The organism is Prevotella veroralis, assembly GCF_018127765.1.
GTDB lineage: Bacteria > Bacteroidota > Bacteroidia > Bacteroidales > Bacteroidaceae > Prevotella > Prevotella veroralis.
The window spans coordinates 203,783-221,419 of sequence record NZ_CP072330.1 but is presented as its reverse complement, the minus strand read 5'-3'; the positions used below and the strand labels follow the sequence as shown (position 1 = coordinate 221,419).

At 42.9% G+C, this 17,637-nt stretch carries 11 protein-coding genes and 1 tRNA gene; 5 read left to right on the top strand and 7 right to left on the bottom strand.

The features are described from left to right. Positions 1-26 precede the first annotated feature (26 nt). Positions 27-794 (bottom strand): hypothetical protein, encoded by a 768-nt coding sequence (locus J5A55_RS00945; RefSeq protein WP_004384639.1) that lies wholly within the window; start codon positions 792-794, stop codon positions 27-29. A 211-nt stretch (positions 795-1,005) separates the two neighbouring features. Between J5A55_RS00945 and J5A55_RS00940 the strand changes: the two genes are divergently transcribed. Then, positions 1,006-1,326, top strand: a complete 321-nt coding sequence (locus tag J5A55_RS00940) for a metal-sulfur cluster assembly factor (RefSeq protein ID WP_004384638.1) — start codon at positions 1,006-1,008, stop codon at positions 1,324-1,326. A 46-nt stretch (positions 1,327-1,372) separates the two neighbouring features. Beyond that, a complete protein-coding gene (locus tag J5A55_RS00935; protein WP_004384637.1) occupies positions 1,373-2,137 on the top strand; it encodes a UDP-2,3-diacylglucosamine diphosphatase in 765 nt (254 codons plus the stop codon). Positions 2,138-2,781: 644 nt separating this feature from the next. On the opposite strand, the gene J5A55_RS00930 is transcribed toward J5A55_RS00935, so the two are convergent. Both J5A55_RS00930 and pta read right to left on the bottom strand, forming a co-directional pair. Continuing rightward, entirely contained in the window at positions 2,782-3,987 is a 1,206-nt protein-coding gene (locus J5A55_RS00930) for an acetate kinase (protein WP_004384636.1), read from the bottom strand. A gap of 226 nt (positions 3,988-4,213) precedes the next feature. Continuing rightward, positions 4,214-5,260: a phosphate acetyltransferase gene (gene pta, locus J5A55_RS00925; protein ID WP_004384635.1), complete on the bottom strand. Its 1,047-nt coding sequence runs from the start codon at positions 5,258-5,260 to the stop codon at positions 4,214-4,216. Positions 5,261-5,436: 176 nt separating this feature from the next. Between pta and J5A55_RS00920 the strand changes: the two genes are divergently transcribed. Beyond that, entirely contained in the window at positions 5,437-7,182 is a 1,746-nt protein-coding gene (locus tag J5A55_RS00920) for a GNAT family N-acetyltransferase (protein ID WP_004384634.1), read from the top strand. Positions 7,183-8,031: 849 nt separating this feature from the next. On the opposite strand, the gene cdaA is transcribed toward J5A55_RS00920, so the two are convergent. The 4 genes from cdaA to J5A55_RS00900 all read right to left on the bottom strand — a co-directional run bounded on the left by cdaA (position 8,032) and on the right by J5A55_RS00900 (position 15,015). Continuing rightward, positions 8,032-8,805 carry a diadenylate cyclase CdaA gene (cdaA, locus tag J5A55_RS00915; RefSeq protein WP_004384631.1) on the bottom strand — a complete coding sequence of 258 codons (774 nt, stop codon included), beginning with the start codon at positions 8,803-8,805 and terminating at the stop codon, positions 8,032-8,034. 20 nt (positions 8,806-8,825) lie between these two features. Further along, positions 8,826-9,668, bottom strand: coding sequence for a dihydropteroate synthase (folP, locus tag J5A55_RS00910; protein WP_199879842.1), 843 nt, complete (start codon positions 9,666-9,668; stop codon positions 8,826-8,828). 702 nt (positions 9,669-10,370) lie between these two features. Then, a complete protein-coding gene (locus J5A55_RS00905) occupies positions 10,371-11,906 on the bottom strand; it encodes a RagB/SusD family nutrient uptake outer membrane protein (protein ID WP_004384628.1) in 1,536 nt (511 codons plus the stop codon). A 25-nt stretch (positions 11,907-11,931) separates the two neighbouring features. Continuing rightward, positions 11,932-15,015, bottom strand: coding sequence for a SusC/RagA family TonB-linked outer membrane protein (locus J5A55_RS00900; RefSeq protein WP_039851598.1), 3,084 nt, complete (start codon positions 15,013-15,015; stop codon positions 11,932-11,934). Positions 15,016-15,347: 332 nt separating this feature from the next. Here J5A55_RS00900 and J5A55_RS00895 point away from each other — a divergent pair, with 332 nt between their 5' ends. After that, positions 15,348-16,670, top strand: a complete 1,323-nt coding sequence (locus J5A55_RS00895) for a UDP-N-acetylmuramoyl-tripeptide--D-alanyl-D-alanine ligase (RefSeq protein ID WP_004384624.1) — start codon at positions 15,348-15,350, stop codon at positions 16,668-16,670. A 77-nt stretch (positions 16,671-16,747) separates the two neighbouring features. Continuing rightward, a tRNA-Pro gene (locus J5A55_RS00890) sits at positions 16,748-16,820 on the top strand. Positions 16,821-17,637: the final 817 nt, after the last annotated feature.

The window sequence follows — 17,637 nt, the reverse complement described above, 5'->3', positions numbered from 1 at the left end:
ATCGAAGCACAAAAACAAACAATAGTCTACCACTCCCACCAGTTCTTTCTTTCCACCTCGTGCCACTCACCTAAGGGCTCTACACTCCAAACTAGACCAGAATTCCGCCAATAAGTAATTCTCACCTTATTATAATGCTCTAGTTCCAAGTAATGTGCATAGCTAATAAGATGCTCTGGAGAAGAGGATAGGGTGTCACCTTCCCATGTAATAACATAATTGGTAAAAGAACGCCTGTGAACTATTGTGTCTAGCGTAAATGAGCCTTCATAAGTAACAACATCATTATCTACAAAGTCCTTTATATAAGCTGTAACACCCCTAATAATAAGGAAAAGAGAAGTTATCCCCAAAATAGAAAAACCAATCTTGGTATACCATTTATACTCCTTAACACGCCAACAAAAGATGCCAAAGATGCTAACAGCTATTCCGAAAGAGAACAGAAGAGCTGTCAAAAAGAGTCCACAATAACCTTCTCGTGTATGTAAACCAAAGTAACTTGGATATATGCAAAGAGGTAACAAGAAAATAAAGAGTGCTACGCCAAGCGAAACAAGCAGTTTGGTACGCTTTTCATTAAAATTAAGTTGTCCCCAAATCTTCCTTCTCTGTACTTTAGAAGTAGCCTTACTCTTTCGCGCACTCTGATTAGCTTCAGCCAAGATAGCATTCCACTTAGCACTGCCAGGCTGTACCTCATGTGTTCCGAGAGTGTCCCGAACAGTAATCCTTACAGGCTTCTTATTTTGATAAGTGATATTCCAACTATACCAATCGCCCATGATAATCATCCTTCTTTATCATTGCACAAATATACAATAATATGTTTGTAAAACCAAGATAAATGACCTTCTTTCCTTAGCAAGCTATTGTGATTATTATTTAAAATTACTATCTTTGCAAAAGATAGGTAACATCTGGCAATTTAAAAACATTTTTTATTGCGCTTATTAACACTATCTTTACAAGTTACACATTATAAATTAACACCCAATTAAATATATGACACAAGAAGAAAAGACGCAGATTGAGGAGAAAATCGTTGATGTTTTGAAGACCGTCTATGACCCAGAAATACCTGTAAATATCTATGATCTTGGAATGATCTATAAGATTGATGTAGACGAGAAAGGTAATCTCGACATGGATATGACATTCACAGCACCATCTTGCCCTGCTGCAGATTTCATCCTTGAAGATGTACGCACAAAGGTGGAAAGCGTAGAAGGGATTAAGTCTGCTAACATCAATCTCGTCTTTGACCCAGCATGGGATCAAAGCATGATGTCCGAAGAGGCACGTGTTGAACTAGGCTTTGAATAAAGCCTCTCAACACTCCTAACACCCCGTTCACATAAATTTCAAAGACATGAAAAATATCTATTTTCTATCTGACGCACACCTTGGTTCGCTAGCCATCAAGCACAGGCGTACACAAGAACGTCGCTTGGTTCGATTCTTGGATAGCATTAAGAACAAAGCAGCAGCTATTTACCTGCTTGGGGATATGTTCGACTTTTGGAACGAATATAAGTATGTTGTTCCAAAAGGATTCACCCGCTTCTTAGGGAAAATCTCAGAGTTAACGGACATGGGAGTAGAGGTGCACTTCTTTACTGGCAATCATGATCTTTGGACTTACGGCTACTTGGAAGAGGAATGTGGCGTCATCCTGCACCGTCAACCCATCACTACTGAGATATATGATAAGGTATTCTATCTTGCACATGGCGATGGACTAGGTGATCCAGATCCAATGTTTCGGCTCTTGAGGAAAGTCTTTCACAATCGTGGATGCCAACGATTACTCAACTTCTTCCACCCTTGGTGGGGCATGCAGTTGGGATTGAATTGGGCAAAAAAGAGCCGATTGAAACGTGCCGATGGGAAAGAAGCACCCTACATGGGCGAAGATAAAGAATATTTAGTGCGTTACACAAAAGATTACATGCGCACGCATAAAGACGTAGATTATTACCTCTATGGTCATCGCCACATCGAATTAGACCTCACCCTATCACGAAAAGTGCGCATGCTGATACTTGGCGATTGGATAAATCAGTTCACTTATGTTGTCTTCGATGGTGAGCATTTATTCCTGGAAGAGTACGTTGAAGGCGAAAGTAAACCTTAACAAAAGCAAAAATAAGGCTATTATCAAGATAAAAAGTTATTTTTTAGCTATAAAAACTCATTTTCTTTAGAAAGTATTTGGATGTTACAAAACAATCTCGTATCTTTGCATTGTCTCTTAAGAGATAATCTTCTCACATAAAGAGATCTATCAATTAGACATAACTGATAAGTTAAGTAGACAATAAGAGATTCATAATATAAAATTAAAACTCAGGTTTGTAGATTAAGTTTAGTCAAAAGAAAGGTGGTTGTCGTGAGATAACTACCTTTCGCTTTTTATAATAACTTCATCTTACAAAACAGTCTTCTTTATCCTTTACATCCATCTATCAATAACAGCAGATAGTATAAAAGAATCCAACCATATCATAGTTTTATTTTTATTTCGGTTGCTGTCACTTTTAACATTTCGGTTAACTGGCTGTTTACAAACTGTTTATAGGGCTGGGAAGAATGACAGAAATGACAGCAAAAATAAAAATGATAGGCTATACCAAAAGTCCTCATCCACAAAAAGTCATAGTGAAACATGATTGTGCAAACACACTATGAATGAAACTATGGATGAGTCACAACAATCGTAACTCAACTTTTGATATAGCCTATCAGCTAATATTATATATCCGAGAGAAAACTCAAATATTACTTCTTCAAGTCCTTAACAAGCTCTTGAGTATCACGTGCAATAACGATCTCTTCATCAGTTGGGACGAGAACAACCTTTACCTTTGAGTCATCAGTAGAGAGGATCTGCTCTTCGCCACGCACCTCATTGCGCTTCTTATCCAACTTAATACCAAGATACTCCATGTCTTGACAAACATCCCAACGCAATCCGGTCTGGTTCTCACCAACACCTGCTGTCCATACAATGATGTCTACACCATTCATAGCAGCAGCATAAGCACCGATGTACTTCTTTATGCGGTAAGCATACATCTGTAGTGCCAAATGGGCGAGCTTATTGCCCTCGTTGTCTGCATTCTCTATGTCGCGCATATCAGAACTGATACCCGTAATGCCCAAGACACCACTCTCCTTATTCAAGAAGTCTGCCATTTCCTGCGGTTGCTTACCGAGCTTCTCCATTAAATAAGTAACTGCAGAAGGATCAATATCACCAGAACGAGAACCCATCATCAAGCCTGCCAATGGCGTTAGCCCCATTGATGTATCAATGACCTTACCGTTCTTAACAGCTGCAACAGAGGCTCCATTACCAATATGACAAGTGATGATTTTCTGTGTCTTGATGTCTACACCCAACATTTCACATACACGGTGTGACACATAACGGTGGCTTGTTCCGTGGAAACCATAGCGACGAACATGATACTTCTTATATAGATCATAAGGCACAGCATATAGGTAAGCATAATCAGGCATAGTGCTGTGGAAAGCATTATCAAACACTGTTACCTGTGGCGTGTGAGGCATCAAAGCGTCCACAGCACGCAATCCGCGCAAGTGACCAGCATTATGAACAGGAGCTAAATCTATGAGACTTTCAATACCGTCTTCTACTTCTTTTGTAACGATACAACTCTTCTCAAAGAGGTCACCTCCTTGCACTACTCGGTGTCCAACAGCGTCTATCTCATCAAGACTCTTTAGAGCACCAATCTCTGAATCAAGCAATACCTTGAACACAAGTGCTACACCTTCTTTATGTGTAGGAAGGTCTGCCATGATTTGTTTCTTCTCACCATTAGGGAGCTTAACCTTTATGAAAGCCTCATCAAGACCAATGCGTTCTACACCACCTTGAGCCAACACTGACTCGTCTTTCATATCGTACAACTTGTACTTAATAGAACTACTTCCGCAGTTCAAAACTAATATCTTCATATTTTGATTATAGGAGTTAAAGGAGTGAAGGAAGTGAAATGGAGTTAAGACAAATGCTTTGTCGGATATAGGGTGATACACTAACATTGCTTATAGATAGGTAAAACCAACCCACTAATTTACTATCTTCCCTTACTCGTTATTGATTACTTAATTACTTAGGAGCATCCCCCTCTATACATACTACTCCCCTCTCCATTCAGAGAGGAGCTGGGGAGAGGTTTTTTTATAGCTTTTTCGCATCTTGGGCTTGGCATGCTGTGATAGCTACCATATAGTAGATATCATCTACACAACAGCCACGAGACAGGTCGTTAACAGGGCGAGCAATACCTTGGAGGATAGGTCCTATCGCCTTAGCACCACCAAGACGTTCGATTAACTTGTAGCCGATGTTACCTACTTCAAGGTTGGGAACAACAAGCACATTAGCCTTACCTGCTATCTCCGAACCTGGTGCCTTCTTAGCAGCAACAGCAGGAACAAGAGCAGCATCAGCCTGTAATTCACCATCAACCTTCAGTGTTGGGAACTTCTCCTTGGCAATCTTTGTTGCCTCAACAACCTTATCTATAATGTAAACACTCTTACCCGTCTCACGGTCGATGGCGTCTTTTGCCGATCCCTTAGTAGAGAAACTCAACATAGCAACATGTGGGTCTTGGAATCCAGCAACGCTCTTTGCGGTCTCAGCAGTGGTATAAGCTATTTGAGCCAACTGATCGGCAGTTGGGTTAGGAGTAACTGCTACATCACCCATAACGACAATACCATTCTCACCATACTGCTGTTCGTGAGTGAGGATGAGCATAGCTCCACTCACGCAAGTGATACCTGGTGCACATTTAATAATCTGCAAAGCAGGGCGAAGCGTGTCACCAGTTGTAGAGAGTGCACCTGAGATCTGTCCATCAGCACCCTCTGTCTTAATAATCATACAGCCCAAATAGAGATTATTCTTCGTCACCAACTCACGTGCCTGATCGATGGTCATACCCTTTTTCTGGCGTAGTTCGGCTAACTTAGCAGCATATTCTTCGCACTTAGGGTTATTCTCTGGGTCAACAATGGTTGCCTTATCAATGTTCTTAAGTCCCCACTCTGTGGCGAGTTTATGTATGTTGGTGGGGTTACCAATGAGGATTAGATTGGCAATGTCATCGGCTAATACCCTATCAGCCGCTCTAAGGGTTCGCTCCTCTTCTGCCTCGGGGAGCACGATACGTTGCTTATCGGCTTTAGCGCGTGCAACGATTTGCTCTAATAAATCCATAGTTCTTTCTATATTGTAATAAATGTATTTCGGTCTTTAAAATGTCTACCTGCAAAGATAGTTAAATTAACTTAGAATCCCAAACAAGACCCTTGTTTTATATGAGAAAACAGCTATCCTCTTGCCTATCCCAGCTTTTCTACATATCTTTGTAGCCTAACAATAATATAGACAACATGATTAAATTCCACGATGTAAAGACGTCTGATCGCGAACTAATACAAAGCTATACTCTTTGTGGAGACCGTCAGAACTGTGATTTAAGCTTTGCAAATATCATCTCATGGAGGTTTCTTTATAATACACAAATCGCTGAAGTCGATGGCTTCTTAGTGTTCCGCTTTTATACAGGGCACCATCTCGCATACATGGCACCAGTATGGAAATGTGCATGGGATGAGGCTATGCGCGACCGATTTGCTGCCGTTGTCCGACAGATGAGGGACGATGCTATCACCTTAGGGCACCCTTTCTTAATGTTAGGTGTATGCAGTTATATGGCGGAAATACTTGAGACTACCTTCCCCAACACCTTTGATATCAAACCAGACCGTGACCACTTCGATTATATCTACTCACGTGAAAAGCTCGCAACACTATCCGGTAAGAAGTTACAAGGTAAGCGAAACCACTGCAATAAGTTCCGTAAAACATTCCCAAACTACGTATATAAGGACTTAACAAAGGACATGATTCCAGAGTGCATAGCTGTGGAAGAGAACTGGCGAGAGGTTACGAAGGAGGATACCGAGGGCGATGAAGAATTGTCGGAAGAGCTTCGTTCAATGACGCGTGTCTTCGATTTATGGGATGAAATCGGTGCTATCGGTGGCACAATATGGGTAGATGATAAGTTGATAGCCTTCACCTTTGGTTCACCTATCACCAACAAGGTGTTCGATGTATGCGTTGAAAAGGCAGATACAAGCTATGAAGGGGCTTTTTCTATCATCAATCAGGAGTTCGCCAGACACCTCCCTGAGCAATACGAATATATGAATCGTGAGGAAGACCTTGGTATTGAGGGCTTGAGATATGCCAAACTTTCATACAAGCCAGACATTCTTTTAGAGAAAAGTGCAGTCATGGAGAAGTTCCCTTTGGCGCAGGAAGAGGATCAGCAACGCATTAAGGAGGAGACAATCAACCTATGGCGAGACACTTTCCATGATGTGGAACCATTCATAGAGCTATATTTCTCACGTGTATTCAAGCCCGAATATAACATCACTTGTCAGGCTGATAAGCATACAGTTGCAGCCCTTCAAGCCTTACCCTATACAATGAAATACTACGACAAGGAGGTGCGCACGGCTTATATCTCTGGTGTTAGTGTGCGTGAAGAGTACCGAAAGAAGAACATGGGAGGCAATTTGATGTCGCAAGCTCACTTCCGCCTCTATCATAAGGACATTGTGTTTGCAACGTTGATACCTGCCGAAGAGTGGCTATACGACTGGTATGAACGATGCGGATATGCACGGCGTATCATGGTAACGGCACCGCCTACAGATGTTGACAACATGGACTTTGATTCGTTCGACAAGTGGCAACGTTCCAAAGATTGCGTTCTATTGCATGATGCGGAGGGTTTCGATATTATCAAGGAGGACTATCGTATTGAGCTTTCTATCGACCCAAATGCTAAAAGACAGACGGAGAATATACAAGGAATGATACGTGTTATCAATGCTGAAAAGGCGTTGCAGCTTTATGCTCAACGGCATCCTAATCGCATAGAGAACCTCCGTGTGTATAATGACTCGGATATTCCGAAGAATAACATGTACTTCCAAATAAAGGAAGGGCACGTTTGTCATACGAATCAACCACTGCCGAACACACGTTCATTGACAATCAATGAGCTGGTAGACTATATCTTCAAAGATGATAAATTAGAGATGAATCTAATGCTGAATTAGGTTAGCTCGAATATAATCTAGCGGTTCTTGTCTACAAGGGACAGCATAATAAGAAGGGAAGACAGAGTAACAAAGTAAGAAAGACAGAGTAACATAGTAGGGACAGACGCCCTCGTCTGTCCGCTTAATGAGCTACATATCAATGAATAACAGGGGTGTTGGGCGGACAGACGAGGGCGTCTGTCCCTACGCTGTGGGGTGACATTCAATATAAGAAGGCGTTTCCTCATTACAAGGAGACGCCCTCTTTGATACAAAGGAACGCCCTTCTCGTATTGAGAAGGGCGTTCCCTTGTTTTCATTCCAGCGGTTCTTGCCAACGAGGGACAGCATAATAAGAAGAAAAGACAGAGTAACAAAGTAAGAAAGACAGAGTAACATAGTAGGGACAGACGCCCTCTTCTGTCCGCTAAATGAACTATATATCAATGAATAACAGGGGTGTTGGGCGGACAGACGAGGGCGTCTGTCCCTACGTTGTGGGGTGACATTCAATATAAGAAGGCGTTTCCTCATTACAAGGAGACGCCTTCTTTGATACAAGGAAACGCCCTTCTCGCACTGAGAAGGGCGTTTCCTTGTTTTCGTTCCAGCGGTTCTTGCCAACGAGGGACAGCATAATAAGAAGGGAAGACAAAGTAACAAAGTAAGAAAGACAGAGTAATATAGTAGGGACAGACGCCCTCGTCTGTCCGCATAAGGGAGTTTGCTTGTAATGTAAAGTAGAATGTTGGGCGGACAGACGAGGGCGTCTGTCCCTACTTTGTGGCACTACATCCAACAGAACTAATAACTTGTTAACCCGTTAACTCGTGTACTCGTCAACTCTACCTAATCATAATTTTGAATTCAAGACAGCACCATCTCCTTTGTCAAGATACTCTCCAGTTGCTCGGCAGAGAGGCGCAGTTGAAACTCACCATGTATGGCAACACTAATGCGACCAGTCTCTTCTGAAACGATGATAGCCAACGCATCCGAATCTTGCGAGATACCCATGGCAGCACGGTGACGCAGACCTAACTCCTTAGGAATGTCTTGCTTGTGGCTTACAGGCAATATACATCCTGCCGCCTTAATGCGTCGTTTGGAGATAATCATCGCCCCATCGTGCAGAGGCGAGTTCTTAAAGAAGATATTTTCGATGAGTCGTTGATTGATACGAGCGTCTATCAAGTCGCCAGTCTCCACTATATCCTGCAGCATCACACCGCGTTCAATAACAATCAAAGCCCCCACCTTGCCACGGCTCATACTCATACAAGCCATGACAATAGGCATAATTGCTTCCTTATCGACCTCCTCTTTGTTTGTTTTCGTAAATAGTTTAATAATGTTTTTCACCTTCCGATGTGCACCAAGGCTATACAGGAAGTGGCGAATATCTTCTTGGAAAAGAACGATAAGACCAATAACTCCCACAGAAACCAGCTTATCCAAGATACTACCCAAGAGCCGCATCTCTAAGACTTGACTTACTATAAGCCATAAAATCACAAACAACATGATTCCGATGAAGACGTTCAGAGAACGCGATTCCTTCATCACTCGATAGATATAATAGAGCATCAATGCTACGAGTACGATGTCGATTACATCCTTTATACCAAATGGAAAAAACATAAAAGAGGGTCTTTATTATTTCACTTTACAGTATTTTGTCGCATTGCACCAACGATCTTCACAGCCTCAACCGCCTCACGAACATCGTGCACTCGCAGTATGTTTGCACCTTTCAGCAGGGCGATTGTGTTCAAAATGGTTGTTCCGTTCAGACTTTCAGCCGCGGTAATCCCCAAAAGTTGATGAATCATTCGCTTCCTACTAATACCTACAAGGATGGGAAGTTCCATTACTTGCAACCGTTCCATGACGCTTAATAGCTCGTAATTGCCCGCTACAGGATCCTTACCGAAGCCGAAACCAGGGTCGAGAATAATGTCTTTTTGCCCCAAATCGCGCAATTCTTGCACCTCACGAGAGAAGTCGATAAGCATGTCATGAAGGTTAGCAGCAGTAGACATAAGGATATAAGGTGCCCCAAGTTCGGCTACAGTACGGAACATTTCAGGGTCTTTACCTTCCTCAACATCGTTGATTATATCTGCACCGAACTCCTCAATCGTCCTTCGGGCAATATCAGCATGGAAAGTATCAATGGATAGTATGGCATCAGGCTCGGCTTCTTTGACAATCGGGAGAGCGAAAGCCAATCGCTGCATCTCCTCTTCTGCACTGACAACAACGCCTCCGGGACGTGTTGAACAGGCTCCGATATCAATAATCTTAGCCCCTTGAGCAACAATCTGATGGGCTCGCTGGCGGATAGCCTCAGCCGTTTGCACTCGACTATTAGCATAGAATGAGTCGGGCGTAACGTTCATGATTCCCATCACCAGCGGTTCGCCCAAGTCGATGAGTTGCCCACGAACGTTGATAGTATAGCTTATGGGCGTTCCATCACCCAATGTTTTCATCTTCTCCATAGGCACAAAGGTAATGTAAATATTGCACATTTATATCAGAAAAGCCCAACCTTTTTAGCGAAAAGCATAAGTTTCAGTAGGCAAACAGGCGATAGTTCCAATGCTTTTCACCAACGATTAGACTTCAATCGAACGTTCAGAAAGGGCGAAAAGAGCATTCGAACCAATGGTATAGATAGGACGAAACCAGCGGAAATGACCTACTATATTTGTAAAGAAATACTGCTAAAATCTATGCTTATAACTGCGTTTTTATCGAAGAGCACCCTCCTTTGGGCCAAATACGCGCGTTTTGAAGAAGTTTACGAACAATCGTGTAACTCATTAATAACCAATGTTTTACGCAAATCTTGCATTCTTTTCAATCGAAAGTAACCGACCATCAATGGAAAAAATAGCCTATTTTTACCTAAAAAGTACGTACTTTTCACCCAAAACGTATATACGTTTCACTAAAAACGGATATACATTTCACCAAAAACGTATATACGTTTCACCAAAAACGGAGGTACGTTTTCTAAAAAAGGTATATACGTTTTTATTTTGAAGAATATCGCTTCCTATTTGGCTCTATATCGATAATTAAATTTGTAAAAGATATTCTTAACAAATGATAGAAGAATCTGGGAAAAAAAAAGGATGTGCCCAGTTGGACACATCCTCCGCGTTTTATAATAAGTGGTTAAGTGGCATCAAAACTGGTTATTGACCATAACCATCGTTCTGCTTAATATTCTTGTTTGCATCCGTCTCATAGCTTGGTATAGCTGCAAGAGACTTGTAGTAATCACGGTTGTAACTGCGTACTTCCGCTGGAAGAACAGAGTTCCAACCACGATCGGATTCGTTAGTATAACGTGTGATCGTCTCATTGTTGCGGATAGCATCAAAGAAACGTTGTCCCTCGCCAACCAATTCCTTGCGACGTTCGAGTGATATGCGGGCTGCCGTGATAGTAGCTGCTGTAACAAGACGAGACGCATCTGTGGTTCTATTCTTCAGTAACTCATTTAAGTACTGGGCAGCTTTTGCAGTGTTTCCAGCCTTGAATGCCGCTTCGGAAGCTATCAAATAAACTTCAGAAAGACGCAACAATGGGACATTTGCATAACGAACATCACCATTGTAAGCAGGCATCTTATTCAAATAAACCTTTGCACCATTGAACTTATTTGCAGCATCTTTGCTTGGCGCAAGGAACACATCTGCACGAACGTCCTTAGGGTCTTGGGCAAGGAGATCAACAAACTGCTTGCTTGCGACAACATCACCATAACCGGGGATATCAGAGCGATTCTCAGCATACATATAAGCTATACCTTCACGGTCATTCCAGTCGCTCGTATTGGTGATAGATAACTCGAAAAGCATCTCTTTGGCGTGTGCTGCATCGTCTTTCTTCCATGCCTTGACATACTCATTAGTAGTCCATAAACTCCTACCAGAGTTATTGATGACATCTTCCGCAGTGCTAAGTGCATTAGCCCAATCGCCCTTTGTCAGATAAACACGTGCTAAGAGAGCCTTCGCCGCATAGAGACTAACGTATCCAGGAGTAACCTCTGTTGACAATGCGCCAGAGCTAATTGCTTCATTCAAGTCCTTGATGACTTGTGTATAACACTCTGCCACGGTGCTACGAGCAGGCTTAACATTCGATTCCAAAGAGCTTGTTACCACTGGAACTCCCAGTGAAGCACCATTATCCTCTGTATAGGTCTTGCCGTAAACACGGGTCAGATCGAAGGTTGCCATAGCGCGTAGTACCAATGCTTCTGCACGATCCTTAGCAATCTCAGCTGCCGCATCCGTCTTATCAGTCAGCTTTCCTCCGTCAGCAGCCTCAATGATTCGACAAGCGCGACCTATGACGATATAAGGTGTACGCCATATCGCATTGTCACGATTAAAGTCGGATGCTGTGGTGTAACTCATCAAATAATAGAAGTTCGCACGATTACTTCCGTAGAACGTATTATACTGTAAGTCTTCACCGTGCAGATCGCCATATAGGAACATTTGTTGCCCATAGTAATCAAACAACTTACTACTTCCTTTCAAGGCAGCATACATTCCCGTATAAGCCGATCCAAGGTCACTACTATTCTGTATAGCCTTATCTGCAGGAACAGAATCAGCTGGTTTCTGCTCGAAGAAGTCATCACCACAAGATGACATACCCAACAGGACGGTGCCTGCGAGCACCAAGCCATATATGTTCTTATTATATTTTCTCATAAACAAAAATTCTACAATTAATAAATTAGAAGCCTAACTCGACTCCAAATGTGAATGTTCTCAAGGCTGGAGTCTCGAATACACATAGACCACTTACTGGCATCTCGGGATCAACATAGAGATCTTTTGACTTCAAAGTAAAGAGGTTTGAAGCAGAGAAATAAAGTCTTGCCTTTGCCAAACCAATCCTTGATACCCAGCTGTTAGGTGCAGTGAGACCAAGTGTTAGACTCTTTAAGCGCAAGTAGTCTGTAGGCATCAACCAGCGAGAAGACTCTATCGTAGCTTCTTTTCCATATTGGAAAGCAGGGAGAGTAGCCTTTGTGTCGCCAGGACCTGTCCACATCTTGTTGATGTCATAATAGGCTGGGACAGCACCACCATATAGGAAGTTACCACCGTTACTGTGCTGCCATCTTGCTGCATCGTAAGCCTTTCCGCCGAATGAGAAGGTAAAGTTCAAACCGAAGTCGATGAATTTCCATTTGATATTGTTCGTCAAACCACCTTCCAAAGTAGCTTCATGGTCACCTACGATAACCTTCTTTGCAGCAGCAGGGTCGGTTGTTGTCTTACGTGCATTGGCTGTTCCATCATTGATGTAATAGGATTCCTTACCTGTAGTTGGGTCTACCCCAGCATACTCAAGAGCGTAATAGCTGTAGTAAGTATGACCCACCTTGTGAATCAATCTACCACTGATAATCTCGTCCTGAGAACCATTGAGCTTGGTAATCTTATTATGGTTATGACCGAAGTTCAGCATGGTTGTCCATGTGAAGTCCTTTGTGTTAACGTTATTACTTTGTATCGTAAACTCGTAACCAGTGTTGCGTAAGGAGCCAATGTTCTTTGGTGTGGTCGTACTATATGTATCTCCAGAATAATAGCCAGGCACAGCTGACACTGGTAAGTCATAGATAAGATCACTGGTGTTACGCGTGTAGTAATCGAAAGTCAACGAGATTCTATCGAAGAAAGTGAGGTCTAAACCAACGTTAAAAGCACGGTTCTTCTCCCATTTCAAGTCTGGGTTTCCAATGCCAACGATACCCATTCCAGACTTACCATCATAATACTGACCGAACTGGAAGAGGTTCATATAATCATAATAGCTGTTTGGCAAGGTTCCATTCACACCATAGCTGATACGTAACTTACCATCACTTAGGACGCTCTTAGCCGTTTCCATGAACTTCTCAGCACCGAATCGCCATGCACCAGACACTGACCAGAAGGTTCCCCAACGGTTTGCTTTTGCCAAACGACTACTGCCATCGCGACGGAAACTGACACCTGCATAGTATCTGTTATCGTAGTTGTAGTTCAAACGACCTAACCAACTTGCCATCGTGTAACCCTGTGCATTACTAGAGCCACTCGTTGTTCCTGCATTAGAAAGCTCGTAGAGATCTCCCGGATAATTGGTTCCTTGGATGTAATTGTACTTGTAAGTGAACTTCTCTGTTTCGTATCCTAAGAGCGCATCAACGTTGTGCAAGCCAAAAGACTTCGCATAACTGAGCTGCGTCTGACCATTCAATTGAGTGATAGCACTCACTACGCGCTGTAGAGAACCACCAGGAGCTCCATCGTTAGAGTAGCGATCCCAGAGGACATTCTCTACTGATGACGTATAGTCGTAAGTGAACTTTTCACTCAAGTGGAGCGCATCCCAGATGTTCCAATCGAGCTTCAGAGAGTTGAAAGCACGTCTTACGTCGTTCTTATCACTTGAATGTTTGTACTCATACAAAGGGTTAAGTTGTACATAAGAGCCTGTTTTCGTACCTGGTGCCAATGAGCCGTCAGGAAGATAGGCAACAGCTGAAGGGCTATCATAGAACGCATAATGCGCAATTGAACTGGTATAAGAAGTACTCTCATTAGCCAACTGCTGGTTTATTTTAGAGAACAAGCCAGAGTATAACAAAGTAAATCTTCCGAACTTATGAGTAAGGTTTGCATTACCAGTAAAGCGTTCCAAACCTTGGTTAGCGGTGATACCTGTCTGCTTCATATATGACAGAGAGGTATAGAACTGTGTGTTATCACTACCACCACTAAGGCTTATTTGATAGTTCTGATGGTGTCCCGTCTTAAAGAGAAGATCCTTCCAATTGGTCCAACCATAGATTGGTTTGTTATTAGCATCGTATCCTACGACTGGTTTAGCAGCGTAGTCATCAATCTGATCCTTAGCGAATGCAGCTGCATCAGCCTTTGATTTGCCCTCTTTATATATGGCATAGTTCTCCAAACCACGTGAGAGAACAGCACGACGAGCGTCACCATCCAGCATTGGACGATAATTGATAGCCATGTTAGAGAAGCCCCAGTCACTACGGAAGTCTACATGCGTCTTACCTTTCTTACCGCTCTTGGTTGTGATAACTACCACACCATTGGCAGCACGAGAACCATACAAAGAAGCTGCAGCAGCATCCTTGATGACCGTTATTGACTCAATGTCATTGCTGTTCAAAGTGGCTAAGATGTCCGTACCAGTATCATTGAACTGACCCTGACCGAATGCGTTAATATCACCAGATACCATTGGTGTACCATCAATAACATACAATGGATCATTGCCAGCATTGATAGATCCCATACCACGGATACGTATATTGCTTACAGCACCAGGCGCACCTGATGAACTAGTAACCGTTACTCCAGGTACAGAACCAGACAGTTTATCCTGCACAGAGGCTACTGGTACGTCTGCCAACTTACCTGGGTCTACGTTTGCAGCAGCACCTGTAAAGCTTGATTTCTTAAAGTTTCCATAACCAGTAACGATAACTTCTTCAAGCGAGCCAGCGTCTGGTTTCAACACAACCTTCATACCATTTTTTACAGGAACAACCACAGTTTTGAGTCCAACATATTGTACTCTTAACTGCTTCTTACCCTCTGGAACTGATAGATGGAAGTTACCATCAATATCAGTGACAGTACCCATCTGTGTCCCAACAACAAGTACGGACGCACCTACAATAGGCTCTCCATCTTCTGAAGACACAACAGTTCCAGAGATCTCACTCTGTGCCATTGCTACACCTAAGCATAGGAACAGACCAAATAAAACCATTGACAATCTTTTAACCATAAGCTTAATATATAAAATGTGACTATTTCTTATTAAATAAGTGCAAAGGTATAAAGAATTACTTAACAAACCAAAAAATCGTAACTAAATTGTACTTTAAACTCAAAAAGCGTTACAAAACATTATAAATATTCGATTTATAACGATACTTCAAAAGCTTAGCTGCATCACAGCTGTTACACCTTATATATATAGGACATCGGTGAGCAGCACTCTTGCCAAAGCCTAACACTGATGGAGAACAATAATTGTCTATCTGTTAAAAAGGTTCTCTTTGCTTTGCATTGTCTGCCTTTTAGACTATCTTTGCACCATAGAATAAAGTTGAATTCATGGACATACAGGAGATTTATAAGATTTATCTAAGTCACCCAACAGTGACTACTGACAGTCGATACTGCCCTGAAGGAAGTATCTTCATAGCATTGAAAGGAGCATTATTCGACGGTAATAAGTTTGCAAAAGCTGCTTTGGACAAAGGTTGCAGCTATGCTATTGTTGACGAAAAAGAGTATGCCGACCCCACTGATAAGCGTATTATCTTAGTGGAGGATGCCCTCGTTACTTACAAAGAACTCGCTCGCGAGCACCGACGTCAGTTCTCTATCCCCGTCATTGGCATTACAGGAACGAACGGAAAGACCACCAGTAAGGAGCTTATCTCTACTGTCTTAGCTGAGAAATATAAGGTTCATCACACGGAAGCGAACTATAACAACGATGTTGGTGTGCCTCGCACATTGCTCGGAATAGGCTCTGATGATGAGATAGCTGTCATTGAGATGGGTGCATCTCACCCCGGTGACATCAAGAAATTAGTAACTTATGTAGAGCCAACGTGCGGTTTGATTACAAATGTCGGTCGTGCTCATCTACAGGGATTCGGCAGCTTTGAGGGCGTAAAACGTACCAAAGGCGAGCTATACGACTATCTAAAAGCGCATGACGCCTTACTCTTCTTGAACGAAAGTAATGCCGACCTCACAGAGATGGCGGCGCAACGTGAATTCGACCGCATTATCACTTACGGGCAAGATGATACTGCCGACGTACAAGGAAAGGTAATCAGTTGTGCTCCTTTCCTCAAATTCGAATGGCAGTCGTCAAGCCTCAATAAGCAGCAACCAGCCAATACAATATACGAAGTACAGACTCACCTCATCGGCTCGTACAACCTTGATAACATGTTGGCTGCTATCACCATCGGTCTACACTTTGGTGTAACTCCACAGCAGATAAACCACGCCTTAGAGAGTTACATCCCTCATAACAACCGTTCACAGCTCACAGAAACTGCCCACAACAAGCTCATTGTGGATGCTTATAACGCTAACCCGTCCAGCATGGCAGCTGCTATTGAGAACTTCCGACTTATGGAGGTTGAACACAAGATGGCTATTCTCGGAGACATGAGAGAGCTTGGTGCAGCTTCAGCAGAGGAACACCAAAAGGTTGTAGAACTGCTCAAAGCAGCAGGGTTAACGAATGTTTGGCTCGTAGGAGAGGAATTTCTGAAGACCAATACAGACTTCCGTAAGTTTAAGAATGTCGATGAGGTGAAAGCGGAAATAGCCCATCATCAACCAGAGAACCACTATATCCTTATCAAAGGAAGCAATGGAATAAGACTCTTCGAACTGCCAGACTTGCTCTAAGTCAGTATAAAAAGAGAATAAAACATTGCACTAGTTCCGAAAAAATAACTACCTTTGCAACTGCTTGCAAAGGCTATCGGGATGTAGCGCAGTTGGTAGCGCACTACGTTCGGGACGTAGGGGTCGCCAGTTCGAATCCGGTCATCCCGACTCGAAAAGGGGAAGAGTTATGATGGCTCTTTCCCTTTTTTTGCCTCCTAACAACCTCCTCCACTACCCCTCCCAGCCTCCCCAAAGGGGAGGAGCGCCTAACGGAAGCTAACCATGGGATGGTTGGTTGATGTGTAACAAGGCAATGCCTCATTAGTCGGAAATGCTAAAGACAAAACAAGGAAACGCTCTCTTCGCTTTGAAGAGGGCGTTTCCTTGCAATGAAGAAAGCCTCTCTTTGATACAAAGGAACGCCCTCTTTGAATGGAAAAGATACAAATCTGTAGGGACAGACGCCCTCGTCTGTCCGAAACACCCTACTTATATAGCGGACAGACGAGGGCGTCTGTCCCTACTTCAAGGCATTATCTCTGATTGGAAATACCTATTCTAACCAACTACCAGTAGGCACTCCTCCCCTTGGGGGAGGCTGGGTGGGGTTTCCAACGAGGGCGTCTGTCCCTACTTCAAGGCATTATCTCTGGTTGGAAATACCTATTCTAACCAACTACCAGCAGGCACTCCTCCCCTTGGGGGAGGCTGGGTGGGGTTTCCAACGAGGGCGTCTGTCCCTACTTTGTGGGGCTACATCTAACAGAACTAATAACTTACAACCCGTTAACTCGTGTACTTGTCAACTCGAACTAATAACTTGTTAACCCGTTAACTCGTGTACTTGTCAACTTGAACTAACAACTTGTTTACTTGTCAACTCGTCAACCCGTCAACTAAAATAAACCCTTCATTCTTTAGGAATCTCTTGCTGTTTTCAATACAAATCATTATATTTGCAGAACGTTAAGAGGTTTTACTACAA